Below are 26,600 nucleotides of genomic sequence, written 5' to 3'. Positions count from 1 at the left end.
ACAGCCGATCAGACGAAAGGGAGTGTCAGCCATGATCAGCAAGTCATTCGCTTGTATTATCCTGATGACCGGCGGCCTCTGCGCGACAGCAGGCGCGCTCGCCCAGGACGCGCAAGTGCCCCTCAGGAAGGCGATCGGTCGGGTCACGCCCACGGGCCCGGTGCCCTCGCTTGCCGTGCTCAACGCCGCTGGCGCAAAACTCGAGGGCAACAAGCTGACCCTGACGGGCGTATCGCCGAACTCGATCGTTTTCGCCGATCGGCCGGTGCGGGCTGCCGGGCACGTCATGACCCAGCAGTTCATCATGCAGTGGGACGAAGGCAAGGACAGCTTCGCCAAGGATCCGCCCAACGCCACCGTGTCCGTCCTGGGCGGTGACGGCTCGAAGGTCAACGATGCCGTGGTGGCCCTGAAGTCGCCGAAGCTCGAGGGCGCCAACCTCACCTTCGACGTGGCAGTGCTGGAAGGCACTTTGGACGGGGCGAGCGGCCCGGTGGCCCTGTTCATCGACGACTTTGGCGGCTACTGGCACGCTCCTGCCTATCGTGGCGCCTGGTACGGACGCTCGGGGGGCTCCACGAGGAGTGCGGCCTATGCGGCCGAGAATTCGGCCGTCATCCCGAATGTGTGCGGCTACTACCCGTATTCGCCCTGCGGCAACGAGTAAGGGTTCTTGCGCTGGCGCAGGATCCGGCCAGCAATCCTGCGCCGCCGCCCGTGCCGTGTTCATCATCTGGCAGAGCCCGTTGCGGACGGGCCTCCTGAAGGTGGGGCTGCCCGGAGCGAAGGAAGGGCCGTCGGAGAAGGATCCGACGATTGCCGATCTGCTCAAGCCACACGGCGATGGGACGGGCCGGTTCCGCAAGAACCATCTCGGCGATCGCAATGAGTTCCTGCCGACGGTGCATGGCCTCGATGGGTTCTTCGGCAATCTCTATCACTTGAATGCCGAGGATGAGCCCAAGCATCCCGACTAGTGGAGGAATTGAAGATGAGACGTCTACTCACAGTGGCTGTCCTCGCGTTGGCATCAACGGCAACGACGGCGCAGGTCGGACCACCGACGTCGCAGCGGACCTGCTCCGCCAACCGCCAGCTTGTCATGAAAGACGGTGCGGTCGTCCTCGACACCGGACCCTCCACCTACGCCCGCTTCGTCAAGAACGGGTCGGAATGTCTCGTCGACCAGTTTCCGGAGCCAGCATGGGTTCCGAGTTCGAACAATCCGCAATGCTTCATCGGTTACCGGTGCAGGGACGGATCCGACGATTTCTAATGTCGTGCTTGCGTCGGCCCTTTGAGTGACGATTCCATCAGGATGCACACATACGCTTTCCGCTGTCCTGGCTTGGCGCCATGGCCGTGTTCATACCCTGGATCGCGACCACTCTCGCACGGACCGATCCGTTGCCGTCTTGCAGTGGCGGAACTGCGAAGCAGGCGATCATCGCCTTTGCCCCCGCAGTGGCACGCGATGGATCGTGATCTTGCAGGGATGCCGAAGCAGGAGATTCAAAAGGGAGCTAGCGCTATGCATACCAACCAATTTGTTAGTCTCGTTCTGTTGATCGGCAGCATGGGCCCTGCCACTGCGGTCCTCGCGCAGGATGCGACGACCAAACCCCATGTGCCGCTCGAGAAAAGCATTGGCCAAGTCAAGCCCACAGGGCCGGTTCCATCGCTGGCTGTCCTCAATGCGGCGGGTGCGAAGCTGGAAGGCACCAAGCTAACCTTGACCGGAGTGTCGCCGAACTCGATCGTCTTCGCCGACCGCCCGGTGCGCGCGGCCGGCCACGTGATGACCAAGCAGTTCATTATGCAATGGGACGAGGGCAAGGATAACTTCGCCAAGGATCCGCCCAACGCCACCGTGTCCGTTCTGGGCGGTGACGGCTCGAAGGTGAGCGATGTCGTGGTGACGCTGAAATCGCCTAAGCTTGAGGGCGGGAACCTCACCTTCGACGTTGTGGTGCTCGAAGGGAGCCTGGCCGGGTCGAGTGGACCGGCTGCACTGTTCATCGACCATTTCGGCGGCTTCGGCGGCGGTGGCTTCCGCGCCGATGGCTTCGGTGGCTTCCATGCCGCTGGATTCGATGCGGCGCGCTTCGGCGGATATCGCGGCGGCGCGTGGGCCGGCGGCCGCTACTGGCGCGCTCCCGTCTATCATGGCGCCTGGTATGGATCGGGTGCCACGGCGGCTGGCATTGCAGCCGGGACCGCTCTTGGAGCGGCCGAGGCGGCGACACCCTACCTTGGATATGGCGGCCAGTGCGGTGCTTACCCATATCCGCCCTGCTACTGAATCGGCGGATTCCGCGCTAGAATGCCACTTGCGCCGATGGAGGAGACACATCGTGGCCGAGATTCGACCCGACCGGAAGACCATCGGACTGGTCGGGTCATGGTTGGAGGGCGCGACGATTGTCGCCTAGAGCAAAGCGATGACGGTTCCACGCCCGACCATTTTCTGGATTTCCATCGTCCTTGTCGCACTGGTGATGTTGGCGGTGTTGCGCGAGATCCTGCTGCCATTCGTGGTCGGCATCGCGCTTGCCTATCTGCTGGCCCCCACCGTCGACCGGCTGGAACGGGCTGGGATCAATCGTTCACTCGCAGCTCTGATCCTCATCCTGCTGTTGGCCCTAGGCCTCGTTGGTCTTGCGTTGGTCACGCTGCCGGCACTCATCGACGAACTGCGGTTCTTCGTCGGAGAGTTCCCCCGCTATGTCGCGAAGGTTCAATCTCTCGCCGCCGACAGCGGCTGGCCCTGGCTGCACAAGATCATGGGCCAGGAGATTCGGATCGAGGAATCGGTCACGCAAGACATCTCCACGATGGGCACCGCCTGGCTCGATGACTTTCTCCGCTCACTATGGGCGAGCGGAAAAGCCGTATTCTCTCTCCTCTCGCTCCTTGTCGTGGTCCCGATTGTCAGCATCTACCTATTGGCCGACTGGGACAGGATGACAGCGACGCTCGACGGCTGGGTGCCGGATCATCACCGCGAGGAAGTGCGTGCCCTTGGGCGTGAGATCCACGACACGGTCGCCGGCTTCGTGCGGGGGCAGATCGTCATCTGTCTCATCCTCGCCGTTTTCTACGCAATCGCCCTGCGTCTGACCGGACTCAACCATGCGATCCTGATCGGCCTCTCGGCCGGCCTGATCAGCTTTGTCCCCTATCTTGGACTTGGCACCGGCTTTGTCGTCGCGGCATGCGTCGCGATTGCCCAGTTCTGGCCCGACTGGACACCCCTGGCGGTGATCGGCGGCATCTTCCTGATCGGCGAAACGCTTGCCGACTATGTCCTGTCGCCACGGATCATTGGGAGCCGGGTCAAGCTCAACCCGGTCTGGCTGATGTTCGCGCTGTTCGCCTTCGGGTACCTGTTCGGGTTTGTCGGCCTGCTCGTCGCGATCCCACTCGCCGCCTCGCTGGGCGTCGTCCTGCGGTTCATGATGAAAAGGTCCCTGGCAGCCCCGGCCTCGGATGCCGCACCGACGGTTTCCGCGTCGAGTGTTACTGGTCCGGATGCAGACCGGATCCGACGGGAGTGATGTCGGAGGGAGGACCTGGGTGGCCTATGCGGGAGGCGCGGCAATGGCGTGAGTGCCGGTGTCAACCGCCATCGACAAGGCTCGCCAACGTAACCCTTCCGTCGGTCGTGTAATGATTGACTCGCTCCGTCGCGAGACGTTGACCCGCCTGATACACTTTCACTGCGGCGATGGATCCGATGTTCTCGAGTTCGGCGATAATGAAGTCACGCTCGACATTCGTGTCCGAGTCCGTGGCGTGGGTCACCTGAAACGAGAGGCGGGTGAGGGACAGTCCCGTATCTCGCGTGCCCGCCCCGATCCAGATAACGCGTTCATCATCAGATGGACGTTCCGTATTGAGCCAGAAACTTGCGGACCCGCCTGCCCAAGTGGTCTCGGCTTGCACGAGGTTCAAGGACCAGAATCGTATGTGGTGACGCTTCCGCGGACTGTTGTCGATCGCCCTCTGAAACCCGATGTCCTGACCACGTCCGAACAGATAAAGGGTGCTGAATGGGGCGGTTGGATAGGGCGAGTTGAGAACGAATGCCCGGATCATACCCCAGGAACTGGCCACGCCCAGGCGGTCGGCCTCCGACCAGCCAAGAGCCGCGAAGGCCGCGCGAAGCTGTGAGAGTGTTCCCACGAGCGCCACATTGACGGGATCACCCGGCAATCCGTCGCCTGTCGTCGTGAAGCTCGGCACCCGTTTCCGATGGAGAAACTTGAGGCCCATGCGAATGACCCATGGGAGAATGACATAGGCACCGATTGCGTAAGTGAGACCCACAGCCAGGATCCATGGCAGCCTTCGGTCTGCCGTTTCAAAGACTACGAAGACGATCAGCCAGACGGAGAAGATCCCCAGCCCAAGGATGATAAGGCGCTGAAGGAGGCGGTTCAGCAATCGCTCGCTCCAAAATCCGGCACGATGAACGTGATAGCGGTCAACATCCGTTGCAGATGCCCTTCATCACGTCCCGATCGATGCGCTTCGCCCGTTGGTCCATCTGTTGGATGGCTTTCGTGTCATTGGGCGAGAATTCCTTGTCGGGTGGTGGCACGGTATTGCTGTCGAGCATCCGATCGATTGCGGCTCCGGACGGGATCTGGATTTCCCCGGAGGGCGTGAACGGCCGATTGCCTTCCTGCGCCAGTGTTGGGACTGCGGTGATCAGCAAGCCGAGGGTAATGAGCCAAAAATAACGATGCATCGAGATAACTCCCGAATGACGATCCCAGCCCTACTTGGACCACAGCTCCGTCGGTAAGGCGCGGTCCCGAGCCAAGTATACACCTCCCGGCCGCGAGGCCCACCTCGACAAACCCTGAATCTGGCAGTGACAGGTCCTGAAATCACAAGGGATGGCCTCGCATGACCATCTTTGGACGGCGTGTTGACAGGTTATAGCGATCACTTCACCGAACTTTACCAGTCTTAACGCGCGGCAGGGCCTCACTCGGGGTAGGCATTGAGCGAGCCCAGATAGGCGGCCGAGACTGAAAAGAGATGGCACATGTCCGACGAAACCAACGATCATATTAGGTTGGCAGCTCCGGATCGCCGAGAGGTGCTACGCGCTGCAGGCACTGCGATCGGCGGAGTCACTGTTACCGCCCTCGCGATGAATTCTTCCGCATCGGCTCAGGGTAGCACCAGCCCAGGCCGCCCCTCTGCCACGGGGGACCGCAACTCAGCAGCGCTGGGCGCGCGGCTTAGGGGTGTTCAGCATTTTGGCCTTACGGTCCAGAACATGGATCGCGCATTCGAATTTTACACGGAAGTGCTCGGTGGCACGGAGATCATGCGCGACGGTGATTTTCGCGGCGAGCGCATCCACAATACATTGCTGACCGACCAGGAGATCATTGCACGGGAGAGAGGAGTGAACCCGAGCACGATGGGTGTGCCGAACCTCAGGGAGGGCACCCAGCGACTCGACGTACGATTCATCCAATTCGACAACGTCGTAATCGAGCTCCTTCAATATCGGGATGCAGAAGAACGAATGGGAAGCGGAAACAGTTTCGCCGAGCCCCGCGATCATATGAGCCCTGCCTATCCCCGATCAATGCATATCTGTTTCTATCTTCGCGATGACGTGGACTTCAACAGGTTCATCCGGGATCTTGAGACAGAGTCGGCGCGCCGGGGCATGACACCGGTCAGGGCTAATCGCGTCGTCACGGTGACATCAGAGCGAGAAAGGCTCGCGACGGCTCTGGAAGCCAATTCGAATCCCATAACCGAGGGGCAATCGAACGGGTGGACACTCATTTACTGCAAGGGATCCGAGGGAGAGCAATTGGAATTCGTGCAAGCTCTGGGACCCGTAAAAACGACTTTCGACGCTGCTCTGGAAGCGCGTCGGCGTTTGGTGCGAGCCGATGCAGGTTGAGCATATGCTTTTGTCCTTAACGATGAAATGAGAATAACCCGGCTTCGGCATAGGTTTGCCCATTTCGCGCTGCCTTTGCCCGACGAAAGCGAAAGGAGCGCCCCATGAGACTTCAGGAAAAGATCGTGCTGATCACGGGAGCCGCAAGCGGAATCGGTCAAGCCACGGCGGAACTGTTCGCTGGAGAAGGTGCGACGGTCTTCGCTAGCGACGTTACGCCACCCAGGCAACCCCATGCCAACGGCATCGAGGCGATGACCCTCGATGTCACGAGCGAGGGAGATTGGAAGACGGCAGTCGATGGAATTGTCGACAAAACCGGACGCCTCGACGTGCTGATCAACAATGCAGGGATCATCGCCTATGAGCCGCTACATGAGCTCGGCCTCGATGCATGGCATAGGATGATCGCGATCGACCAGACCGGCGTTTTTCTTGGCATGCGCGAGGCGGTGCGGATCATGCGCAGGCAGAAGTCGGGTTCGATCGTCAACATTTCATCGATTTGGGGCAGCGCCGCGGTCGCCGGAGCGCATTCCTACCACGCCGTCAAAGGCGCGGTCCGCAACATGTCGAAGAATGCGGCAATGACCTATGTGGGCGACGGGATTCGAGTCAACTCTTTGCATCCTGGCTTCATTCACACGCCGCTCACCGACGCTCAGGCGCCGGACTTGAATGACGCTGTTATAGCCGCGACGCCGATGAAGCGGGGTGGGCGGCCGATCGAGATCGCCTATGGGTGCCTTTTCCTGGCATCCGATGAATCGAGCTTCATCACCGGTACCGAACTGGTGATCGATGGCGGCTACCTGGCACAATAGACGGCAGGTTCAAAGCCGACAGCTGCGCGTTGGCGGTTACCTCTGGTGCTTGGCAAATTGCTCAGTCGTGTCGATGTCTTGCGCGACGGCCGGATCGTTGGTCGCCCATTCGACAACGTGCGACCTTCCGCGCAAAAGCGGGCCTGCGCCGATGTCGCCGGACAGGCCTTCGATCTCGGCCTGGAGAGCGCGCGAGAGCACGACCGGGTTTCCGCGCCTGCCTTGGAAAGTGGGAACCAGCGCCGATGGCCCTCCCCTTTCTCGCCACTCGTCCACGAGGGCGTCGATGAGATCAGCTCTCACGAAGGGCATGTCTCCGAGGAGAACGACCACGGCCCGCGCCGTTGCCGGCAGTGCGGAAAACCCCGCCTGCAGCGATGTCGAAAGACCTTGTGCAAACAGGGCATTATTGATGATCTGAACGGAAAGCCCCTGTAGTGCTGCCTCGACCTCATCGGATCGATGGCCGGTGACGACGATCACCGGATCGGCCGAGGAGCCGACGGCAGCCTCGACTACATGCCGAACCAGGGGCTTGTCGCCAATCCGAGCCAGCAGCTTCGGCTCGTCGCCGAACCGCGTGCCGCGTCCGGCCGCCAGAACGATGGCCGCCACGTCGCTCATTCCTCGGCCTCGCTTTCGCCACCCTCGCGCGGCTGGGGCCGGGAAACGATCTCCATCAGAAGCCCGCCGACGCCGAGCGACATGATGTCGGCCCGGGTTACGGGAATGTCCGCAAGAAGCCTGTGAAGAATCCAGTCGAATCCGTTTTCCTTCGGAGATCGGGCGCAGCCGGGAGCGCCGATGACGGGCTTGCCGGCAATAGATCCGACGAGAAGCAGGTTCCCGGGATCCACGGGCATGCCGAAATGATCCACCCGTCCGCCTGCCATCTCGATGGCGGAGGGAACGATGTCGCGACGGTCGGCAATCGCTGATGCTCCGAACACGATGATGAGCTGCGCGTCGCCTCGTGCCAGTTCTGACAACTCCTGCGCCAGTACGACCGCATCGTGGGGCACGCGGGATTCTCGCATGATCTTGGCATTAGCGGGATCGAGCCGCCGGGCAAGCACGGCAACGGTCTTGTCGATGACGCTCGGCTTGAGCCCCGGAAGAAGCGTCGAAACCACGCCGACCGAGGAGCGGGAATATGGCACAACGCGCAGGGCGCCTCTGCCAAGCTCGGCCAAACCCTTCTGCAGCAATATCTCCGCAATGGCATAGGGTATGATTTTGACGGTTCCGACCATGTCGCCCGCGACCACCGGCTTGTAGGCCGGCAAGGTGGCCGCCGTCATGGTCTCGTCGATGGCGTTGAATCCATTGATCGCGTCGACATCGATCAGGAGCACGCCGGATTCCTCGGCGTACAGGTTGGAGCGCCCGGTAAAGGGTGCTTCAACGTGGACGTGTCCGCCGGCTAGAGATTGAGCAAGCCTAAGCGAGGCTTCGTCCTCAGCAATATCACCCGCTTCGAGGCGCGCCGCGACGATCGTCCCGACGCCCGCCTGCTTCAGCTGCAACGCGATCTCGGTCGAGACGAGCGTACCCTTCTTGATCGTCGTGCCGCTTGCCCGCACGCTGTGAGCCGCCAGGGCTCCGATCGCCTCCTCGACTGGAACAAGCCCGAACTTCACGCGGAACGTCTCCGCTCGCTGCGCAAGGTCGCGACGATCTCGGCCAGGATCGAGACAGCAATCTCCGCCGGCGAAACGGCCCCGATATCGAGCCCGATCGGGGCATGAATGCGGGCAATGTCCGTGCCGCTGAAGCCGGACGCCAGCAGACGCTGAACGCGCCGCTCATGGGTTTTCCGTGATCCTAGCGCACCGATATAGAAGCACTCCGATTGCAGCGCGGCGGTGAGCGCGGGATCGTCGATTTTTGGATCATGGGTAAGTGCGACGACAGCCGTATATCGATCGATGCCGATCTCCGGCAAAACGGCGTCCGGCCACTCGGCCCGCACGGGCACGTCGGGAAAGCGCTCGGGTGTTGCGAAGGCCGTGCGCGGATCGATGATGGTAACGTCGAGATCCACATTTCTGGCCATGGGAGCCAGTGCCTGGCTGATATGAACGGCGCCGATGGCGACCAATCTTACCGGCGGAATCTGCACGCTCAGGAAGAACTGACGACCGTTCTGCTCGACAAGTCCGCTCTTTCCCTGACGCAGCTTCTCCTGCAAATCCCCGGCGAGCGGATCGCTTTCGATCGCCGAATCTCGAACGAAACGCTGTTCGCCCGAGGCGACGTCAGTGACGAGAACGGCGGCACGCCGGGCCGCGCGTTCGGCGTTGAGATCGGATAGGAGGCTCAGTCGCATGCCATGGCCCTGTCTCCGGGTCGGGGAGCGGCACCTGGAAGGGACTGGGAGCGATCGGTCAATCTAGTCCACCCGTTCCACATAGACCCGGATCCGTCCGCCGCAGGAAAGCCCGACCTGCCAGGCCGTCTCATCGGCGACCCCGAATTCGAGCATTCGCGGCTTTCCCTCGGCAAGCACGTCCAGAGCCTCCGTGATGACCGCACCTTCGACGCAGCCGCCGGACACGGAGCCGAGGAAGTTCGTCTGGTCATCGATCACAAGGTGGCTCCCGACCGGGCGCGGAGCCGATCCCCAGGTCTCGATCACGGTCGCAATCGCAACGCCCCTGCCCTCACGCCTCCAGTCTTCCGCAGTCTTCAGGATATCCGTATCGGTCGAGAGCATGAGATTTCCCGGCGAAAGGAGCGGCTCCCTGGAGCGGCTCGGACAACAGATACTGCCACTGCCGGGCTGCGAACCGCAACCACTATCCCGAACCGTCGGGCTGGTTACAACCAATGCATTGACAGGCCAGGCCTTGCGGCGTCTCATCTGGCTGGAACAAGCACCTCCGTCACATGGCCTGCGGCCAGGATGCTGAACGATATCTACAGCCGGCGTATCTTGGAGTTTGCCGCTGACATCCCTCATCTCGGAAAGATGGCGGATGCGGATGGGAGCGCCACCGCACATTCCAAGCTCTGCGGGTCCACGGTCACCGTTTATCTGAAGGTCGATGGCAATACCGTCATCGATTTTGCCCATGTGGTGAAGGCCTGTGCCTTGGGACAGGCCTCCTCCTCGATCATGGGACGTCACGCGATCGGCTCGACGGTCGAGGAACTTCGGGTCGTTCGAGATGAAATGCACCGGATGTTGAGGTCCGGAGGCGCACCTCCGTCAGGCAAGTGGGTGGATCTTGCCCTGCTGGAACCGGCGCGGGAGCTGAAAGCCCGCCACGCCTCCATTCTTCTCACCTTCGATGCGGTCGTAGAGGCACTGTCCCAGGCCCAAACGGCCAAGGAGGGACACGGCGTCGATCGGGCATGAGTGCGGTGCAGCAACACCTGACAGGTGACGCGCCATCCAATTTGCACATACTCTTCTGTCAGGGCTGGTTGACCGAAGGAGAACTCATCATGGCGATGACGATGCAGGGCGAAGTCACACTTCCCGCCGATCGAGCGAAGGTTTGGGCCTCACTCAATGATCCGGAGGTCCTGAAATCTGCCATTCCCGGATGTCAGGACCTGGAGAAGATCAGCGATACGGAATTCAAGGCCACGGCCAAGGTTTCCGTCGGCCCTGTGAAGGCGACATTCAAGGGCGGCGTGACCCTTGCCGATCTCGACCCACCCAACGGATACACGATCAGCGGCGAGGGACAGGGCGGGGTCGCCGGCTGGGCCAAGGGAGGAGCGAAGGTTCGCCTCGAGGACATCGAGGGCGGGACCAAGCTGGTCTATGACGTCGAGGCCAATGTCGGCGGCAAGATCGCGCAACTCGGCGGCCGGCTGGTCAACGGCGTCGCCAAGAGATACGCCGACGAGTTCTTCGCCAATTTCGCCAGGATCCTCTCGCCTGCGGAAACGACTGCCTGAACGTCTTCCCTTCGGTCGTTCTTTGAATCATTCCAATGCTTGACCGCTCAATCGGGGCGGTTCACACTTGCCTTCGACCGATCGAATTCGTTCGATCGTCCAATAAGAATACCTGCCGGAGCCTGAGACCACCTCAAGTTGGCCAGGCGCCGGTGTCTGAGGAGGAAAGCACGCATGACCACCGTCTCCCTGACGGTGAACGGTCAACCCGTCACCGCAGACGTCGATCCCAGAACCCTGCTCATTCAATTCCTGCGCGAAAATCTTCGACTAACCGGCACCCATGTCGGTTGTGACACCAGCCAGTGCGGCGCCTGCGTCGTTCACCTGAACGATCAGGCCATCAAGGCCTGCACGATCCTCGCCGTCCAGGCGGATTCGGCCACCGTCACGACGATCGAGGGCATCGCCCAGGGCAGCGAGTTGCACCCGATGCAGGCGGCCTTTCGTGAGCACCACGGCCTGCAGTGCGGCTTCTGCACGCCGGGCATGGTCATGTCCGCCATCGATATTGTGAACCGGAAGGGGCAGGCGCTCGACGAGCAGACCATTCGCGACGAGCTGGAAGGCAATCTGTGCCGCTGCACAGGCTATCACAACATCGTCAAGGCCGTTGCCGCCGGTGCGCAGGCTATGGCGCAGAAGCCGCTGCCGCAGGCAGCCGAATAAGACCGGCTGGCGCGCCTGTAAAGGTGCGACGCCCATCATCGAGGTGCAGGCCGCCGGGGCGAGCTCGAAGTTGGCGTAGTCTCTCCAACGTCCGTGTCGACGCTCCCGCCTTCACCTCCTGATGAGGAGCCAACGAAGACAAGGGAGAACAAAATGTCCGCAACAGGGATCGGCGCACCCGTACGCCGGAAAGAAGATCAGCGTTTCGTCACCGGCCAGGGACGTTACGTGGACGACTTCAATCGGCCTGGCCAGGCCTATGCATACTTCCTGCGCTCGCCGCATGCGCATGCCACGATCCGGTCGATCGACACCGGGCCGGCCAGGACCATGCCCGGCGTCGTGGCCGTCTTCACGGGCGATGACCTCGCCGCCGACAAGATCGGCGGCCTCATCTGCGGATGGATGATCCATTCCAAGGACGGGTCCCCCATGAAGGCGGGGCCGCACCCTGCTCTGGCACAAGGAAAAGTGCGCTATGTGGGGGACCACGTGGCCGTTGTGATCGCCGAAACCCTGGCCCAAGCCAAAGATGCCGCCGAGGCCATCGAGGTCGATTACGATGTCCTTCCCGCTGTCGTGAACACCTCCGAGGCGACGAAGACGCCGGTCCAGGTGCATGAGGTCTCGCCCGACAATAGCGTCTTCAACTGGCATCTCGGCAACAAAGACGAGACGGAGGCTGCCTTCGCGCGGGCGAAACACGTGACGAAGATCGACCTAGTCAATAATCGGCTGGTGCCCAACGCTCTCGAACCGCGCGCGGCTTTGGGCGAATACGATTTCGGAACCGACAACTACACGCTTTATACGACGAGCCAGAATCCCCACGTGGCCCGCCTCGTGCTCTCGGCTTTCGTCGGGATCGCGCCGGAAAACAAGCTGCGCGTCATCGCTCCGGATGTCGGCGGTGGATTCGGCTCCAAGATCTTCATCTATGCCGAGGAGACCGTCTGTGTCTGGGCGGCGAAGAAGGTCAAGCGCCCCGTGAAGTGGACGGCTGACCGCAGCGAGGCTTTTCTGTCCGACGCGCATGGCCGTGATCATGTTACGCACGCGGAGATGGCAACCGACGAGAACGGTAAGATCCTGGGCCTTCGGGTCCACACCATCGCCAATCTTGGTGCGTATCTGTCTACCTTCTCCTCTTCGGTGCCGACCTATCTCTATGCGCCTCTCCTGTCGGGCCAATACGACATTCCGGCTATCTACTGCGAAGTGGATGCGGTCTACACGAATACCGCCCCTGTCGATGCCTATCGCGGCGCCGGGAGGCCGGAGGCGACATTCGTGGTCGAGCGGCTCGTCGAAAGGGCCGCCCGTGAACTCGGTCAGGATCCGGCTGAATTCCGGAGAAAGAACTACATCACGCAGTTCCCCCATCAGACACCGGTCATCATGACCTATGACACGGGCGATTATGGCGCCTCCCTCGACAAGGCGCTGGAACTCGCCGATTACAAAAACTTCGGCGCGCGGAAGCAGGAGAGCGCCCGACGAGGCAAGCTGCGGGGCATCGGGTTCTCCAGCTACATCGAGGCCTGCGGCATCGCCCCCTCGCAGGCGGTCGGATCGCTTGGCGCCGGCGTCGGCCTTTGGGAATCCGCCGAGGTACGCGTCAACCCGACAGGTTCCGTCGAGGTGCTCACCGGCTCTCATAGCCACGGCCAGGGCCATGAGACCACCTTCGCCCAGCTCGTCTCCGACCGGCTCGGCATCCCCATCGATCAGGTCAGCATCGTCCATGGCGACACCGACAAGGTGCAGTTCGGCATGGGCACCTATGGGTCGCGCTCCGGCGCGGTCGGCATGTCGGCCATCGCCAAGGCCCTCGACAAGGTGATCGCCAAGGGCAAGAAGGTGGCGGCCCATGTTCTCGAGGCCTCCGAGGGCGATATCGAGTTCAAGGACGGCAAATTCGGGATCGCGGGCACCGACCGGACCTTGGGCTTCGGGGATGTGGCGCTCCAGGCCTACATCGCCCACAAGTTCTCGGGCCAGGATCTGGAACCCGGTCTGAAGGAGGGAGCGTTCTACGATCCCACCAACTTCACCTTCCCGGCCGGCGTCCACATCTGTGAAGTGGAGATCGACCCCGACACGGGCGTGACCAAGATCGAGCGCTGGACAGCGGTCGATGATTTCGGCGTGATCATCAATCCCATGATCGTCGAGGGCCAAGTCCATGGCGGCATCGCCCAGGGCGTCGGTCAGGCCCTGCTCGAAGGCGCCGTCTACGATCAGAGCGGTCAGCTCGTCACAGCCAGCTTCAACGATTACTGCATGCCGCGCGCCATGGATCTGCCTTCGTTCCAGATCGGCATGACTGTGACGCCCTGCACGTCAAACCCGCTTGGGATCAAGGGCTGCGGTGAGGCAGGCGCCATCGCCGCTCCGCCAGCCGTCATCAACGCGATCACGGATGCGCTCGGGCATGAGGACATCGCGATGCCCGCGACACCCCAAGCAGTCTGGCGAGCGGTGCAGAAGCGCATGCCCGTGGCGGCGGAGTAAGGAGGACAGCATGTACGCTTTCGAATACCACCGCCCGACGGACGTAAAGCAGGCGGCCGAGCTCGTCGCTCAGTTGGAAGAGACCAAGTTCCTTGCCGGCGGGCAGACGCTGCTGCCAACCATGAAAATGCGCCTCGCGGCGCCGGCCAATCTCATCGACCTCGGCCAGGTCGCCGAGCTCCGCGGGATCGAGCGCTCCGCCGACACGCTCAGCATCGGTGCCATGACGCTGCATGCAGAGGTCGCCAACTCCGCCGACGTACGGACGGCCATACCCGCCCTCACCGAGCTGGCCGAACTGATCGGCGATCCGCATGTGCGCAACCGCGGCACCATAGGCGGCTCGGTCGCCAACAACGATCCGGCCGCGGATTATCCGGCGGCATGCCTTGCCCTGAACGCGGCGATCGTCACCAACAAGCGGACGATTGCCGCCGACGACTTTTTCCAGGGCATCTTCGCAACAGCCCTGGACGAGGGCGAGATCATCACGAAGATCTCGTTCCGGGTGCCATCTCAGGCGGCCTATGTAAAGTTCCGGCATCCTGCCTCGCGCTATGCCCTCGTCGGCGTGTTCGTCGCCAAGCACGCGGATGGTGTACGGGTGGCCGTGACGGGATCGGGTGCCAACGGCGTGTTCCGCGTGCCGGAGATGGAGCAGGCCCTGAGCCGGAATTTCGCGGTCGCGGCCCTCGACGGCATCTCCGTTCCCGCGGAGGGGATGAGCAGCGACATCCATGCGGATGCCGTCTATCGGGCTCATCTTGTCGGCGTCATAGCCCGCCGGGCCGTACAGGCGGCGGCGTCCTCTCGCGCTTAAGCAGCCTTGTCCCGGCAAGCCGCGCCTGCAAGACTGGAAGAAGGTACGAAGCATTCATGCCCGGGGTTACCCGGGCATCTCTTCTTGTGGAGCATTGAATTCCTTGGCTGCGCAACCCGGTTCCATCGACGAAACGCTCACCCTTCTCAAGAGCACGGGCTATGTCGCCGACCGACCGCTCGCGACAGTGCTCTTCCTCGCACTGAAGCTTGGAAGGCCGCTTTTCCTTGAGGGAGAAGCCGGCGTCGGCAAGACCGAGATCGCGAAGGTTCTCTCAGTGGGGCTCGGCCGCCGGCTGATCCGCCTGCAATGCTACGAAGGCCTGGACGTCGCCTCGGCGGTCTACGAGTGGAACTATGCAGGGCAAATGATGGCCATCCGCCTTGCAGAAGCCGGCGGAGCGGTGGATCGGGAAACCCTTGAGAGCGATCTTTTCTCGGAACGCTATTTGGTGAAGCGGCCGCTCCTCCAGGCCCTTGAACCCGACACGTCCGGAGCTCCGGTTCTCCTGATCGACGAACTCGACCGCACGGACGAGGCGTTCGAGGCTTTTCTCCTGGAAGTGTTGTCCGACTTCCAGGTGACGATTCCGGAACTCGGAACAGTTCGAGCCGAACATCCGCCCATTGTCATCATCACTTCAAACCGAACCCGCGAGGTTCATGATGCACTCAAGCGTCGCTGTCTCTATCATTGGGTCGACTACCCGGATGCGGAACGCGAACTCGCAATATTAAGGAGCCGCCTGCCGCATGCGCCTGAACGGCTATCGCAAGAGATCGTCGGCTTCATCCAGGCAATTCGGAAGGAGGACCTGTTCAAGGCGCCTGGCGTCGCCGAAACCCTGGACTGGGCCTCTGCTCTCGTGGAACTCGATGCGGTGGCCCTCGACCCCGCGCTCGTTTCGGACACGCTCGGCGTTCTCTTGAAGTATCAGGACGACATCCAGAAGATGCAGGGCAGCAAAGCGAAGGAGATGCTCGATATTGCTCAGAGTGAGCTGAGAAGTTCCGAGTGAGTGACAACCCTCGCCGAAGCGATGATGGCCGCCTCGCCGACAACATCGCCTATTTCGCAAGGGCTTTGCGCAGTGCGGGCCTACCGGTTGGGCCTGGTGCCGTTCTCGACGCGATTGCGGCAGTCGAAGTGGCTCGGATTGGAACACGTGAGGATTTTTACTGGACGCTCCACACAGTTTTCGTCAAGCGCCACGAGCACAGCATTCTTTTCGACCAAGCCTTCAAGATCTTCTGGAAACGGCGCGCCCTGATCGAGAAGCTCATCGCACTGATGTCGCCGATGGCTCCCGGGCGCACCGAGGAGAGGAAGCCTCAGGCCGGTGCTTTGCGTGTGGCAGAGGCCTTGGCCACGCCGCGGCAGGAGAAACCCGACCCGGTCGAGAAAACCGAATTCTCCGCCCGCCTCACTGTCTCGGATCGAGAGATCCTGAAGACGAAGGACTTCGCGCAGATGTCGGCGTCCGAAATCGCGATGGCGAAGCGCCTGATTGCCGAGATGTCTCTTCCGGATGACGAGGTGATCATGCGCCGCTTCCTGCCTGTTCCAAGGGGCCGGCGTATCGACCCGCGCAGAACGTTCCGACGGTCGCTGCGCGGAGGTGGTGCCGTGATTGATCTGGCCTATCGCTCTCCTGCCCGCCGGCATGCGCCGGTGGTCGCCATCGTCGATATCTCTGGGTCGATGGCGGACTACTCCCGTCTCTTCCTGCATTTCCTTCATGCCCTGGGAGAGAAGCGGAGAAGGGTCTACTCATTCGTGTTTGCAACACGCCTGACCAATCTCAGCCGCGAATTGGCAAGCCGCGATCCGGATGAGGCCCTCGCTCGCGCCTCGAAGCGCGTGAAGGACTGGGAGGGCGGGACGCGGATCGCCCACGCCCTGCATGAGTTCAACCGTCACTGGTCCCGCCGAGTGCTTGGTCAGGGCGCCATCGTTCTTCTGTTCACCGACGGGCTCGAGCGGGAAGTGACGAGAGAGCTGACCTTCGAGATGGATCGGCTCAAGCGCTCCTGTCGCCGCCTGGTATGGCTGAACCCGCTCCTTCGCTTCGAAGCGTTCGAGGCACGGGCTTCCGGCATCAAGGCAATGTTGCCTCATGTTCACGAATTCCGATCGATTCACAGCCTGGTATCGATGGAAGAACTCTGCCGGGTTTTGTCAGGAAAGGGATCCTAGCCGGATCTGAAGTAATGCTCTCCGGCCTGAGCGGCGTCATGACAAGGCACGTGCCTGAGATAACGGAACGAATAGGAATAATTTGTAGCGATCGTGCCGGATGTCCCGAAATCCGGTCTTGACAGATTTTACCAAAATTAACCCCGGTCATCGTGACGAGCGGCTAACGTTCACACGCGATCGATGGTCGCCCGACAGAATCCGGAATAGGAGGCCTCCAGGTGGCCTATTCGCTCAATGTGAACGGCAGAATCCATTCGGTCGATGTGGACGCCGACACGCCGCTATTGTGGGTGTTGCGCGATGTCATAGGCCTCACCGGAACCAAGTTCGGATGCGGGGTCGCCCAATGTGGTGCCTGCACCATCCATCTTGACGGACATGCGGTGCGGTCCTGTGTCACGACAATCGAGAGCGCCGGTTCCTCAGCGATCATGACGATCGAAGCCATCGGCTCGACACCGAAGGGCAGTGTCGTTCAACGCGCCTGGCTCGAAGAGGAAGTGGTCCAATGCGGCTACTGCCAGTCGGGACAGATCATGTCCGCGGTGGCGCTGCTGAACGCAAACGCGATGCCCTCGGATGGCGACATCGATGATGCCATGTCGGGCAATATCTGCCGGTGCGGCACTTATCCACGCATCCGGGCTGCCATCAAGAAGGCTGCGCGCGGCGGTTCGAACACTGGCAATGGAGGCTGAGATGAGCCTTCTCAGCAGAGCGAACGACGTGCAGCTCTCCCGCCGCACTTTTGTAATGTCGGCGCTGCTCGCCGGCGGAAGTCTTGTGATCACCCCGCGGTTTGCAGCCCTCGCGCAGGCCAATGAGGCCAAGCCGCTCGGGGCGTTCATTCGCATCCCCGCTACGGGGAAGATCGAACTCGTCATCGCATCGGTCGAGATGGGACAGGGCGTTTACATGGGCCTCTCGACCCTGTTGGCCGAAGAGCTGGAGGTGGGCCTCGATCAGATCGTCGCCGTGCCCGCGCCGCCCGATCCTGCGCTCTATGCCCATCCGGCGCTCGGCGACCAGATTACCGGTGGTTCCGTGAGCATTCGGGGCTTCTGGGAGCCGATGCGCCATGCAGGCGCGACGGCCCGCACGATGCTGATCGCCGCCGCCGCCGATCAATGGGGCGTTCCGACGACGAGTTGCCGCGCCGAGTTAGGTGAAGTGATCCACGCTGCAAGCGGTCGCCGTATCGGCTACGGTGCCCTCGTGGAGCGGGCCGCCAGCATGCCGGTCCCGCGCGATGTGGCTCTGAAGCCGGCAAGTGCATTCAAGCTGATCGGAAAGCCCGCCCGACGAATCGATACCCCTGCAAAGGTGAACGGCTCCGCCGTATTCGGTCTGGATGCCCGGCCGGCAGGAGTGAAATTTGCGGCGATTGCCATCTGCCCCACCTTCGGCGGCACGCTTCAATCCGTGAATGACAGCGAGGCGCTGAAGGTCAAGGGCGTGCGCCAAGTGGTCAAACTGAGCGACGCCGTTGCCGTCGTGGCGGACCATACCGGTGCTGCCCGAAAGGGATTGGCTGCGCTCGAGGTGACGTGGGATCGCGGAGTCAACGCCACGGTCGACACGGCGGAACTCGAGCGTCGTGCAGATGCAGCGATGGCCGGCAACACGGTGGTAGCCCATAGCAGTGGCGACATCAACGCGGCTGAGGCCGCTAACGCAACGGGCATAGAGGGAGTCTATCGCCTGCCCATCCTACCCCACACGGCGATGGAGCCGATGAACTGCACCGTGCATGTGCGCCCTGATTCTTGCGAGGTTTGGGTCGGTACCCAGGTGGTAAGTCGCGCACGCACGGCAGCCGCCCAGGTGACCGGACTGCCGGTCGAGAAGGTGACGGTCCATAATCACTTCCTCGGAGGTGGTTTCGGACGTCGGCTCGACCATGACGGCGTGATCATGGCAGTACGGGTCGCCCAACAGGTCGATGGACCCGTACAGGTGGTGTGGAGCCGTGAAGAGGATGTCCGGCACGATTCCTATCGTTACCTGAATCTCAGCCGGATCAGCATTCGACTCGGGCCCGATGGAATGCCGATTTCGTGGCGTCATCGCGTTGTCGGGCCAGCGATCATGGCCCGCTTTCTGCCGATATTTTTCAAGGACGGCATCGACCTCGATATCGTCGATATTGCGGAAAGCCCGTACGAGATCGCCAATAAGCGGGTCGAATTCGCCCGCCATGAGGGACCGGAGGGCATGCTGACCGGCAACTGGCGTGGTGTCGGCCCGACGCGCAACGCACCTGCCGTCGAGGGCGGGATCGATGAAGCGGCGCACCTCGCGGGGATCGATCCGGTGGAATATCGCCGCCGACTGCTTCGGAACAACCCGCGGCTGAGAAGAGTACTCGATCTCGCCGCTGCCCGCGCTGGCTGGGGAAATGATCTGGGGCGTGATCGGGGCCGCGGCGTCGGGCTGCTGTCGGCGTTCGGCAGCTTCGCAGCGCTGATCGCTCAGGTCCATGTCGATCCGAGAGGTGCACTCAAGGTGGAACGACTCGTAGCCGCGGTGGATTGCGGACTGATCGTCAATCCCGAGGTTTTGCGTCAGCAGGTCGAGAGCGGCATAATCTACGGGCTCAGCGCAACTCTCTATGGGCGACTTACCATTGAACAGGGTGCTGTCGTCGAGAGCAATTTCGACGACCAGCCAGTCTTGCGTTTGAACGAATGTCCGCAAATCGATGTCCACATCGTCGAGAGTGCGGAAGCGCCGGGCGGCATCGGCGAGCTCGGAACTCCTGGTGTAGCCCCGGCGGTCATGAACGCGATCTTCGCCGCGACGGGCCAGCGCCTGCGAACGCTGCCCATTGATACCGCCGGACTGCGGAGGAGCTGAGGATGCAAATGACTCGTCAGTTTCCACGCACGAGCCTTCCGGTAATCGCAGGACTCGCGATCGTCGCAGTCTTCGCGATCGGTGACGGCAGGGCCATCAGCCCGACGACCGAGGCTCCTGCAGGCGGCGCATTGAAAGGCGTTGCGGAGTTTCAATCCATTGCAGACTCGGGCGCTCGGTCGGTTGCCCTTTTCACCGAGGCGGCCAAGGTCATAACCAGTCCACGCTGCATGAATTGCCATCCTGCGACGCGACATCCGAAACAGGGCGACACCATGCATCCGCATATGCCGCCGATTAACGCTGGCGAGAGTGGTACGGGAATTGCGGGACTCTCCTGCAACTCCTGTCATCGTTCAACGAATACGGCAGTTCCCGGAAGCCGGGTCGGTTCCGTGCCGGGAGCGGAGCATTGGCTTCTCGCGCCGGCAAGCATGGCCTGGGAAGGGCTGACGCTGGGCGGGATCTGCCGGCAAATCAAGGATCCGGCCCGCAATGGCGGTCGCTCGCTCGCGGACATTCACCGGCATATGGAGACGGATCACCTGGTGGGTTGGGCCTGGCATCCCGGTGCGGGACGTCGTCCGGCTCCAGGAACCCAGGATGTATTCGGCGCGCTCATCGGAGCCTGGATCGCAACCGGCGCGGAATGCCCCGCGTGAAAGCCTAAGGCCCGTCTTCACGCCGGTTTCAGGAACTGGTGAATGGCGTGGACGACGACCGATCCCTCGCCGACCGCCGACGCGACACGCTTGACCGAACCCGACCTGACGTCGCCTACCGCGAATACGCCGGTGCAGCTCGTGGCAAAGGGGGAAAAGGAGGCCCATTCAGCCACTTCGGCGCCGGTCGCGACGAAGCCCTGGGCATCGAGTTTGACGCATCCGTCCAGCCATTGAGTATTCGGCTCGGCGCCAATCATCAGGAACAGATTGGGGATGTCCCGCGTGACCACCTGGCCAGACTGAAGATGCGCCCAAGTCACGGTCCGGAGCCAGCGATCGCCGGCCAATGCGGTGATCTCACATCGCGGGTGAACAGTAATCTTGACCGAACGTTCGACCCGCTCGACGAGATAGTCGGACATGCTCTCCGAGAGCCCATCTCCGCGCACAAGCATATGGACATGCCGTGCGGAGGACGACAGGAAGAGCGCAGCCTGACCCGCAGAATTACCGCCCCCGACGATGACGATCTCCTCGCCGGCACAAAGCTGCGCCTCCATGGCCGTCGCGGCATAATGGATGCCCTGCCCCTCGAAACGCTCGCGCCATTCCAGGGGGAGCCTGCGATAACGGGCGCCCGTCGCGACGACAATGGCGCGCGCGCGAGCGGCGCCCTCGCCTTCCATCCGCACTTCAAAGAGCTTTTCGAGACATTCGAGCTTGACGGCAGCCCGGGCGATCGCCAGATGCGCGCCGAACTTCTGCGCTTGGGCTTGAGCCCTGCCCGCTAATGCCTCGCCGGATATGCCGGTCGGAAAACCCAGGTAGTTCTCGATCTTCGAGGAAGTCCCTGCCTGGCCGCCCGGCGCTGATGCTTCCACAACAAGAGTGGAAAGCCCCTCCGAAGCCGCGTAGACAGCCGCCGCCAGTCCCGCTGGCCCGGCCCCGACAACAATCACGTCGAAGATGTGATCGCTCGGGATCTCTTCTGTAAGCCCGAGTGCATCCGCTACTTCAAGGTTCGAGGGATTGGTCAGGAAGCGGCCATTGGCCAACGCGACGAGCGGCGAATCCCCCAAAGGTTGGCCGAATCTCTCCATGATCTGGCTGGGGATCTCCTCCCGCTCCGTATCGATCACCCTGATCGGATAGGCGTTGCGAACGAGGAATGTCTTAAGCCGCATCAGATCACCCGAATGCGACGGCCCGAACAATGTCACGGCCCCCTGCCCGTGGCGGATCAACCCGACGCGTCGAAGGATATAGGCACGCATTACGAGTTCGCTGATGTCAGGCTCGGACGCGATGAGGCGGCGAAAGTCGCACCAATGCAGGCGAACAACGCGGGTATCGGTAACGGCGCAGACGGAGACGAGCGAATGCCGCCCATTGAATAGGTTGACCTCTCCGGTGAATTCTCCTGCGCTGTAGGTATGAATGGGCGTCCCATCGTGGGTCGGATCGAACGACTGAAGTTCCCCATCCAGGACAACGAAGAAATCTACCCGTCTCTGTCCGCGCTCATACGCTACATCGTTCTGCACGATCACATCTTCGCGACCGTAGGCGCGTATCCGCTCAATCTGGTCTTTCGAAAGACGCGGAAATGTCTGACCCTCGCGCGCATAGGGATCGGTCGGATCCAGCGCCGCGCCGGCCGGAATGTCAGTATCGCGCATACGTCAAACTCCCTCTGTCGTTGCGACGGCGCCAAAAACCTCTTTCGAAGCGGACTGCGTCCATCAAGGTAAGCCTACGAGTGGAGCTAGCATCCTCGAAGTGCGCAGGTGTGACGATGTGGTTAATTGTTGTAAAATACTTGCCGCGTCGCAGTTCAGAATCAATATCCGACTTGCTCGTTGCTTCGCGTAGTCTCAGCTTGCTGCCACTAAATCGTCGCCCAAACCCCACCAGAGACCTGGAAAGCTCGAAAGCGACATGCGCCACGAACAACAGCGAACATCTGCGTTGGAAGCCCACGAGCGATTTGCCGTCGAGGGTCCAGACTTGCGCGCCTCAGATGGCACGACGAAGGCAGACAGCGCGGATCTGGCATCCACGACAGTTCCTGCTTCGATGTCACCGCGCGAATACCGCTTCGGAATCTTCCGCCTGATCCCTGAGCGCCAGGCACTCCTCGATGGAGACGAGCCGGTGCGGATCGGCACACGCGCCCTGGATATCTTGACGGCGCTCGTCGAGCGACCCGGTGAGATCATCTCCAAGCGCGAGCTCATGGCGCGGGCATGGCCGACAACCTACGTTGACGAAAGCAATCTGAAGGTCCAGGTGGCCGCGCTTCGGCGTGCGCTCGATTGTGGGCTCGCAACGTCGCGCTTCGTGGCGACAAGCCCGGGCCGCGGGTACCGCTTCGTAGTACCGGTGGAGGCAGTCGGATCGGGCCGGCGCCCCGATCCCAAAGCAAGCCACAATCTTCCACAGACCTGGACCCGGCCCCTCGGCCGCACCGCCTCGATGGAGGCAATCGCTGACGACCTTGAGGAACGTCGTTTCGTTACGGTCACAGGGCCCGGAGGAATTGGCAAGACGACTGTGGCCCTAGCCGTCGCACATGCCCTCATCGGCCAGTTTGAGCACGGCATATGGTTCGTCGATCTCACGCCGTTACGCGATCCGAGACTGACGCCACGGGCAGTTGCGTCGGCCCTCGGCCTGACTGTCCATTCGGAAGACGTCGCCGAGTCGCTCGCGAGATTTCTAAAGGAAAGACGGCTCCTCCTGGTGCTCGACTGCTGCGAACACGTGATCGACGCGGCCGCACCGATAGCGCAACTGGTCTTCGAGAATGCGCCACACGTTCAGATCCTGGCGACAAGCCGTGAGCCCCTGAGCGTGCGCGGCGAGATCGTTCATCGGCTGGAGCCGCTCGCGACCCCCCAAAATGCAGAGGAGCTCACCGCGCACGGTGCCCTGACGTTTCCTGCCGTGCAGCTCTTCGTCGAGCGGGCAAGTGCCGCACAGAGGGATTTCGTATTCAGTAACGCCGACGCACCTGTGGTTGCGGAAATCTGCCGCAAGCTTGACGGTATCGCCCTGGCGATAGAACTTGCTGCGACGCGAACTTCGGTTTTTGGGGTGCGCCAACTGCTCGCGCTATTGGATGATCGGTTCGGCTTACTGACACGCGGTCACCGCACGGATGAGCCTCGGCATCACACGCTTACTTCTGCCCTCGATTGGAGCTACAACCTCCTGCCGGAGCGCGAGCAGATCGTGCTGCGGAGGCTCGCATCGTTTGTGGGCGCATTTCCGTTGGAATCGGCAGTCGCGGTGGTGATTAGCCCGGGAATGACCGAGGCGGCCGTCGTTGAAAGTGTCGCAAATCTGGTCGACAAGTCCCTGGTCTCTGCCGACGTGAACGCCTACGCCACGCAGTATCGCCTTCTCGACACGACACGAGCCTATGCACGCCAGAAGCTCCTCGACAACGGGGAACTGGCGGAGGCAGGGCGACGTCACGCCGAGCATCAATGCGACCTCCTCGAGAGCGCCGAACGGGAATGGGAGTCGGGTACAACCGATGCCTGGCTCACCCGGTACAGTCATCGGCTCGACGACGCGCGCAATGCCTTGGCATGGGCCTTCGAGCCGAGCGGCAATGTCGAGCTAGGCGTTGCGCTCACGGCGGCGATGATTCCGCTCTGGATGGAGATGTCTCTCATCGACGAATGTCGCAATGCCATCGAGCGCGCTTTGAGTCGTTCCGCCGGCGATGCTCCCTGCGACGCACGCCGGAAGATAAAGCTTTGGATCGCGCTGGGTACCACGATCATGCATACGAAAGGTCCTTTGCCGCGCTCCGCGCAGGCTTGGTCCGAAGCATTGCGGATTGCGGAAGCGACCGGGGACGGCGCTCATCGGCTACGCGCACTTTGGGGCCTCTGCGACTTCCGGACTTGGGTCGGCGATCACACGACGGCGCTCGAGATCGCCCGGACGATCCGCGCTCAGGCGATCGAGCAGGGTGACCATGTCACCGAACGCAATGTGGGCCGCCAGATCGCGACGGCGCTGCGGCACCTCTGTGACCTTCCTGCCGCCCATCGTGAGCTGGAGGTTATGATAGCGGGCTACGTCGCGCCACCTCACAGGTCGCTTGTTGCTCGCTTCCAGCACGATCCGCGCGCCGCGGCCTGGGGCACGCTTGCCAACGTCCAGTGGCTGCAAGGTTACCCCGATCAGGCCGTCGCTGCCGGAGACCGGTCGCTCGCCCAAGCCCGGACGGCGCAGAGTGCACTGGCTCTCTGCAATGCGTTGGCCCACACCGCAATCCCCATTTCTCTCTATACCGGCGACTGGGCGCAGGCGGAGCGTCTCCTCAACGAATTGGACGAACAGGTCGCCAAACACGGGATGGCGATCTGGCGCGCCGTCGGCCGGTGCCTGCGCGGAGTCCTGGAGATCAATTGTGGCGGGTTGGACGGGGTCTCGACGATGCAGGAGGGGCTCGAGCACCTTCGCGCGTCCGGTTTTCGTTTGCGCTATCCCGCCTATGTCGGGGTCCTCGCCTGTGGCTTGGCGGCGGAGGGATGGCTTGAAGCAGCCCTGGAGACGGTCGATCATGCCATCACAGCGGCCGACAACAGTTCGGAGCGCTGGTGTGTGCCTGAATTGTTGCGGATGAAGGGTGAGATCCTTCTGCGTCAGGGCGCTCATTCGCACACATCCGCCGAGCAGCATTTCCTGCAGGCGCTCATGCTGTCTCGTCGATACGGAACCGTGGCGTGGGAGACGCGCGCGGCCGACAACCTGTCGCGCATTGGAAAAGGGGCTCGCCGCTCGAAACCTTCCGCTCGGCGAACCAACGCGCCGGTGGCTTCATCTCCGGGTAGTACATTCCCAGCAGTCCTGGCCTAACCTCCTTCAGGGACGACATCCCGGGCCGCTGGCATAGCGTTTCGCCACCAGAGTCCAACCAGTAGGATCGGCGCGACGCACCCGAGAACTGCGGCCGTCGCAAAGGCCGCACCATACTGCGCTCCGTCCGCCGCAATCCACACCAGCGTCGCAGGGCCGATTCCGGAGCCGAGGGCGAAGGCGAAATAATTCACGCCATAGAGTTTTCCAAAGCTGCGCAGCCCGAAACGCCGGGCCAGGAGATAGCCGATCGCGTCGCCTTCGGCGCCCGATGCAAGCCCAAAGAGAGTCGCGCTGACGAAGGCAACAGTTGCGGAATGAGTTGTGGCGAGAAGCAGATGGCCCAGAACGGGCGCGCAAAACGCAATGGCGGTGAGGAGCAGCGGTGAGAATCGGTCGATCATGGCCCCGAACCCGACGCGCGCCGCGACCAGCGCGGCACCCAGCAGGCTCATGACGGAGGCCGCCACTTCCGGCGAGGCGCCTCGGTCGGACAGGATAAGGGGCAATGTCACCGACCCGCCGGCGGCGGCCGCCGAGTTGAGCAGGAAGGCTGCGAGCATTACCCAGAAGGCAGGCGTCGCCAGCGCATCCTTGAAACTCGATCCCGTTAGCGCCTCTCCCGCTTCCGTCCCTCGCCGTGGCGGATCTCGAATGATGAACAATGCGAGGAACGACAGCACGACGATGGAAGCGGCACCCGCCAAGGCCAGAGCCATGCGCCAGCCGTAAGCTTCTATCAGGCCCGCGAGGATGGGAGGCACGGTCGCCACACCGACGCCTGCGAAGGCCAGCATGCTGCCCAGCGCCAGCCCGCGTCGGACCTGAAACCAGCCGACGACGACATGGGTGTAAGGCACCGCAGTCTGTGCGCCTCCGAGGAGGCTTGCTATGGTGAAAGCGAACAGGAACGTCGGAAGATCTTGGGAGGTAAACGCGATTCCGAAGAATCCCGCGCCCATGGTCACCGATGAAATCAGAAGGATGCGCCGTGGACCGAACCGATCTGCGAACGCGCCGACGATGGGCGACATGAGGCCGGTGAGGATCGCGACAGGCGCGACAGCCGACGCGACGGCGCTGCGATCCCAGCCTGTCTCTTCCGTGATCGGTCGGATGAATACACTAAAGCCGTAAATGAGAAAGATCCCGACGGTGAAGTACATGCCCACGCCGCAGGCGATCACGATCAAGACTTTCCCGGCTGGGGTCAGCTCTTCGCGGGATGCATTCAGCATGAAGAAACCTTGATTTGCTGCCCTCCAACGCCCCGACACCATTTCTGCCTTCCACGGCAGTCGAAACGATCGAAGTCAAAAGCGGCC

The 26,600-nt window shown here is 62.1% G+C and carries 25 protein-coding genes and 1 pseudogene; 18 read left to right on the top strand and 8 right to left on the bottom strand.

The window, feature by feature from the left end; genetic code table 11:
* Positions 1 to 31 precede the first annotated feature (31 nt).
* The 5 genes and pseudogenes from JKL46_RS19085 (at position 32) to JKL46_RS19065 (ending at position 3,557) form a co-directional block, all read left to right on the top strand.
* A complete protein-coding gene (locus tag JKL46_RS19085; protein ID WP_246529405.1) occupies positions 32 to 667 on the top strand; it encodes a hypothetical protein in 636 nt (211 codons plus the stop codon).
* A 28-nt stretch (positions 668 to 695) separates the two neighbouring features.
* Positions 696 to 974 (top strand): annotated as a pseudogene (locus JKL46_RS19080) (arylsulfatase); the annotation flags it as partial.
* Positions 975 to 991: 17 nt separating this feature from the next.
* Positions 992 to 1,276, top strand: coding sequence for a hypothetical protein (locus JKL46_RS19075; protein ID WP_201835940.1), 285 nt, complete (start codon positions 992 to 994; stop codon positions 1,274 to 1,276).
* Positions 1,277 to 1,531: 255 nt separating this feature from the next.
* On the top strand, positions 1,532 to 2,302 hold the full coding sequence (locus JKL46_RS19070) for a hypothetical protein (protein WP_201835938.1): 771 nt from the start codon (positions 1,532 to 1,534) through the stop codon (positions 2,300 to 2,302).
* Positions 2,303 to 2,441: 139 nt separating this feature from the next.
* The gene (locus JKL46_RS19065; protein ID WP_201835936.1) at positions 2,442 to 3,557 is read left to right on the top strand and encodes an AI-2E family transporter; all 1,116 of its coding nucleotides are present in this window, start codon (positions 2,442 to 2,444) and stop codon (positions 3,555 to 3,557) included.
* Between the two features lie 61 nt (positions 3,558 to 3,618).
* Here JKL46_RS19065 and JKL46_RS19060 read toward each other — a convergent pair whose 3' ends face one another.
* Both JKL46_RS19060 and JKL46_RS19055 read right to left on the bottom strand, forming a co-directional pair.
* Positions 3,619 to 4,446: an LssY C-terminal domain-containing protein gene (locus JKL46_RS19060; RefSeq protein ID WP_201835934.1), complete on the bottom strand. Its 828-nt coding sequence runs from the start codon at positions 4,444 to 4,446 to the stop codon at positions 3,619 to 3,621.
* Between the two features lie 40 nt (positions 4,447 to 4,486).
* Entirely contained in the window at positions 4,487 to 4,753 is a 267-nt protein-coding gene (locus JKL46_RS19055) for a hypothetical protein (protein ID WP_201835932.1), read from the bottom strand.
* A gap of 303 nt (positions 4,754 to 5,056) precedes the next feature.
* On the opposite strand from JKL46_RS19055, the gene JKL46_RS19050 reads away from it, so the two are divergent.
* Together JKL46_RS19050 and JKL46_RS19045 are read left to right on the top strand one after the other, a co-directional pair.
* Complete coding sequence (locus JKL46_RS19050; protein ID WP_201835929.1) at positions 5,057 to 5,938, top strand: VOC family protein; 882 nt, start codon at positions 5,057 to 5,059, stop codon at positions 5,936 to 5,938.
* Positions 5,939 to 6,042: 104 nt separating this feature from the next.
* A complete protein-coding gene (locus JKL46_RS19045; RefSeq protein WP_201835927.1) occupies positions 6,043 to 6,762 on the top strand; it encodes an SDR family NAD(P)-dependent oxidoreductase in 720 nt (239 codons plus the stop codon).
* A gap of 36 nt (positions 6,763 to 6,798) precedes the next feature.
* Here the strand turns inward: JKL46_RS19045 and JKL46_RS19040 are convergent, their stop codons facing one another.
* From JKL46_RS19040 to JKL46_RS19025, 4 genes are all read right to left on the bottom strand, one after another.
* Positions 6,799 to 7,386, bottom strand: coding sequence for a nucleotidyltransferase family protein (locus tag JKL46_RS19040; protein WP_201835925.1), 588 nt, complete (start codon positions 7,384 to 7,386; stop codon positions 6,799 to 6,801).
* Positions 7,383 to 8,402, bottom strand: coding sequence for a molybdopterin-binding protein (locus JKL46_RS19035; protein WP_201835923.1), 1,020 nt, complete (start codon positions 8,400 to 8,402; stop codon positions 7,383 to 7,385). Before JKL46_RS19035 ends, JKL46_RS19040 begins: the two co-directional genes overlap by 4 nt.
* Positions 8,399 to 9,091, bottom strand: a complete 693-nt coding sequence (locus JKL46_RS19030; protein ID WP_201835921.1) for an XdhC family protein — start codon at positions 9,089 to 9,091, stop codon at positions 8,399 to 8,401. Before JKL46_RS19030 ends, JKL46_RS19035 begins: the two co-directional genes overlap by 4 nt.
* 63 nt (positions 9,092 to 9,154) lie before the next feature.
* Complete coding sequence (locus JKL46_RS19025; RefSeq protein ID WP_201835919.1) at positions 9,155 to 9,478, bottom strand: XdhC family protein; 324 nt, start codon at positions 9,476 to 9,478, stop codon at positions 9,155 to 9,157.
* 189 nt (positions 9,479 to 9,667) lie between these two features.
* Here JKL46_RS19025 and JKL46_RS19020 point away from each other — a divergent pair, with 189 nt between their 5' ends.
* The 10 genes from JKL46_RS19020 to JKL46_RS18975 all read left to right on the top strand — a co-directional run bounded on the left by JKL46_RS19020 (position 9,668) and on the right by JKL46_RS18975 (position 20,394).
* Positions 9,668 to 10,123, top strand: coding sequence for an iron-sulfur cluster assembly scaffold protein (locus tag JKL46_RS19020; protein ID WP_201835917.1), 456 nt, complete (start codon positions 9,668 to 9,670; stop codon positions 10,121 to 10,123).
* An 89-nt stretch (positions 10,124 to 10,212) separates the two neighbouring features.
* Entirely contained in the window at positions 10,213 to 10,674 is a 462-nt protein-coding gene (locus JKL46_RS19015) for an SRPBCC family protein (protein ID WP_201835915.1), read from the top strand.
* A 174-nt stretch (positions 10,675 to 10,848) separates the two neighbouring features.
* The gene (locus JKL46_RS19010; RefSeq protein ID WP_201835913.1) at positions 10,849 to 11,343 is read left to right on the top strand and encodes a (2Fe-2S)-binding protein; all 495 of its coding nucleotides are present in this window, start codon (positions 10,849 to 10,851) and stop codon (positions 11,341 to 11,343) included.
* A 153-nt stretch (positions 11,344 to 11,496) separates the two neighbouring features.
* Positions 11,497 to 13,857, top strand: a complete 2,361-nt coding sequence (locus JKL46_RS19005) for a xanthine dehydrogenase family protein molybdopterin-binding subunit (RefSeq protein ID WP_201835911.1) — start codon at positions 11,497 to 11,499, stop codon at positions 13,855 to 13,857.
* A gap of 10 nt (positions 13,858 to 13,867) precedes the next feature.
* Positions 13,868 to 14,677, top strand: a complete 810-nt coding sequence (locus JKL46_RS19000; RefSeq protein WP_201835909.1) for an FAD binding domain-containing protein — start codon at positions 13,868 to 13,870, stop codon at positions 14,675 to 14,677.
* A 103-nt stretch (positions 14,678 to 14,780) separates the two neighbouring features.
* Positions 14,781 to 15,695 (top strand): AAA family ATPase, encoded by a 915-nt coding sequence (locus JKL46_RS18995; RefSeq protein WP_201835907.1) that lies wholly within the window; start codon positions 14,781 to 14,783, stop codon positions 15,693 to 15,695.
* Entirely contained in the window at positions 15,692 to 16,873 is a 1,182-nt protein-coding gene (locus JKL46_RS18990; protein WP_201835905.1) for a VWA domain-containing protein, read from the top strand. The genes JKL46_RS18995 and JKL46_RS18990 overlap by 4 nt, the downstream gene beginning before the upstream one ends.
* Positions 16,874 to 17,094: 221 nt before the next feature.
* Positions 17,095 to 17,574, top strand: coding sequence for a 2Fe-2S iron-sulfur cluster-binding protein (locus JKL46_RS18985; protein ID WP_201835903.1), 480 nt, complete (start codon positions 17,095 to 17,097; stop codon positions 17,572 to 17,574).
* 1 nt (position 17,575) lies between these two features.
* Positions 17,576 to 19,732, top strand: coding sequence for a xanthine dehydrogenase family protein molybdopterin-binding subunit (locus tag JKL46_RS18980; protein WP_201835901.1), 2,157 nt, complete (start codon positions 17,576 to 17,578; stop codon positions 19,730 to 19,732).
* A 2-nt stretch (positions 19,733 to 19,734) separates the two neighbouring features.
* The gene (locus JKL46_RS18975; RefSeq protein WP_246529404.1) at positions 19,735 to 20,394 is read left to right on the top strand and encodes an Isoquinoline 1-oxidoreductase subunit; all 660 of its coding nucleotides are present in this window, start codon (positions 19,735 to 19,737) and stop codon (positions 20,392 to 20,394) included.
* Positions 20,395 to 20,411: 17 nt separating this feature from the next.
* Here JKL46_RS18975 and JKL46_RS18970 read toward each other — a convergent pair whose 3' ends face one another.
* Positions 20,412 to 22,076, bottom strand: coding sequence for an FAD-dependent oxidoreductase (locus tag JKL46_RS18970; protein ID WP_201835899.1), 1,665 nt, complete (start codon positions 22,074 to 22,076; stop codon positions 20,412 to 20,414).
* A 328-nt stretch (positions 22,077 to 22,404) separates the two neighbouring features.
* On the opposite strand from JKL46_RS18970, the gene JKL46_RS18965 reads away from it, so the two are divergent.
* On the top strand, positions 22,405 to 25,275 hold the full coding sequence (locus JKL46_RS18965) for an ATP-binding protein (RefSeq protein WP_201835897.1): 2,871 nt from the start codon (positions 22,405 to 22,407) through the stop codon (positions 25,273 to 25,275).
* On the opposite strand, the gene JKL46_RS18960 is transcribed toward JKL46_RS18965, so the two are convergent.
* Positions 25,272 to 26,513 (bottom strand): MFS transporter, encoded by a 1,242-nt coding sequence (locus JKL46_RS18960; protein WP_246529403.1) that lies wholly within the window; start codon positions 26,511 to 26,513, stop codon positions 25,272 to 25,274. The two genes, JKL46_RS18965 and JKL46_RS18960, sit on opposite strands and share 4 nt — an antisense overlap.
* Positions 26,514 to 26,600 lie beyond the last annotated feature (87 nt).

Source organism: Microvirga zambiensis WSM3693 (assembly GCF_016735695.1).
In the GTDB taxonomy this organism is placed as follows: Bacteria; Pseudomonadota; Alphaproteobacteria; order Rhizobiales; family Beijerinckiaceae; genus Microvirga; species Microvirga zambiensis.
This window is presented reverse-complemented; position numbering and strand designations above follow the sequence as displayed.

Bases quoted from the DNA above. Each gene is read 5' to 3' on its own strand.
- JKL46_RS19005 (WP_201835911.1), top strand. From the start codon at position 11,497: ATGTCCGCAACAGGGATCGGCGCACCCGTACGCCGGAAAGAAGATCAG.
- JKL46_RS19085 (WP_246529405.1), top strand. From the start codon at position 32: ATGATCAGCAAGTCATTCGCTTGTATTATCCTGATGACCGGCGGCCTC.
- JKL46_RS19070 (WP_201835938.1), top strand. From the start codon at position 1,532: ATGCATACCAACCAATTTGTTAGTCTCGTTCTGTTGATCGGCAGCATG.
- JKL46_RS19030 (WP_201835921.1), bottom strand. From the start codon at position 9,091: ATGCGACTGAGCCTCCTATCCGATCTCAACGCCGAACGCGCGGCCCGG.
- JKL46_RS18980 (WP_201835901.1), top strand. From the start codon at position 17,576: ATGAGCCTTCTCAGCAGAGCGAACGACGTGCAGCTCTCCCGCCGCACT.
- JKL46_RS19015 (WP_201835915.1), top strand. From the start codon at position 10,213: ATGGCGATGACGATGCAGGGCGAAGTCACACTTCCCGCCGATCGAGCG.
- JKL46_RS19040 (WP_201835925.1), bottom strand. From the start codon at position 7,386: ATGAGCGACGTGGCGGCCATCGTTCTGGCGGCCGGACGCGGCACGCGG.
- JKL46_RS19010 (WP_201835913.1), top strand. From the start codon at position 10,849: ATGACCACCGTCTCCCTGACGGTGAACGGTCAACCCGTCACCGCAGAC.
- JKL46_RS18970 (WP_201835899.1), bottom strand. From the start codon at position 22,076: ATGCGCGATACTGACATTCCGGCCGGCGCGGCGCTGGATCCGACCGAT.
- JKL46_RS18975 (WP_246529404.1), top strand. From the start codon at position 19,735: ATGCAAATGACTCGTCAGTTTCCACGCACGAGCCTTCCGGTAATCGCA.
- JKL46_RS19065 (WP_201835936.1), top strand. From the start codon at position 2,442: ATGACGGTTCCACGCCCGACCATTTTCTGGATTTCCATCGTCCTTGTC.
- JKL46_RS19045 (WP_201835927.1), top strand. From the start codon at position 6,043: ATGAGACTTCAGGAAAAGATCGTGCTGATCACGGGAGCCGCAAGCGGA.
- JKL46_RS19055 (WP_201835932.1), bottom strand. From the start codon at position 4,753: ATGCATCGTTATTTTTGGCTCATTACCCTCGGCTTGCTGATCACCGCA.
- JKL46_RS19000 (WP_201835909.1), top strand. From the start codon at position 13,868: ATGTACGCTTTCGAATACCACCGCCCGACGGACGTAAAGCAGGCGGCC.
- JKL46_RS19025 (WP_201835919.1), bottom strand. From the start codon at position 9,478: ATGCTCTCGACCGATACGGATATCCTGAAGACTGCGGAAGACTGGAGG.
- JKL46_RS19020 (WP_201835917.1), top strand. From the start codon at position 9,668: ATGCTGAACGATATCTACAGCCGGCGTATCTTGGAGTTTGCCGCTGAC.
- JKL46_RS19050 (WP_201835929.1), top strand. From the start codon at position 5,057: ATGTCCGACGAAACCAACGATCATATTAGGTTGGCAGCTCCGGATCGC.
- JKL46_RS18960 (WP_246529403.1), bottom strand. From the start codon at position 26,513: ATGCTGAATGCATCCCGCGAAGAGCTGACCCCAGCCGGGAAAGTCTTG.
- JKL46_RS19075 (WP_201835940.1), top strand. From the start codon at position 992: ATGAGACGTCTACTCACAGTGGCTGTCCTCGCGTTGGCATCAACGGCA.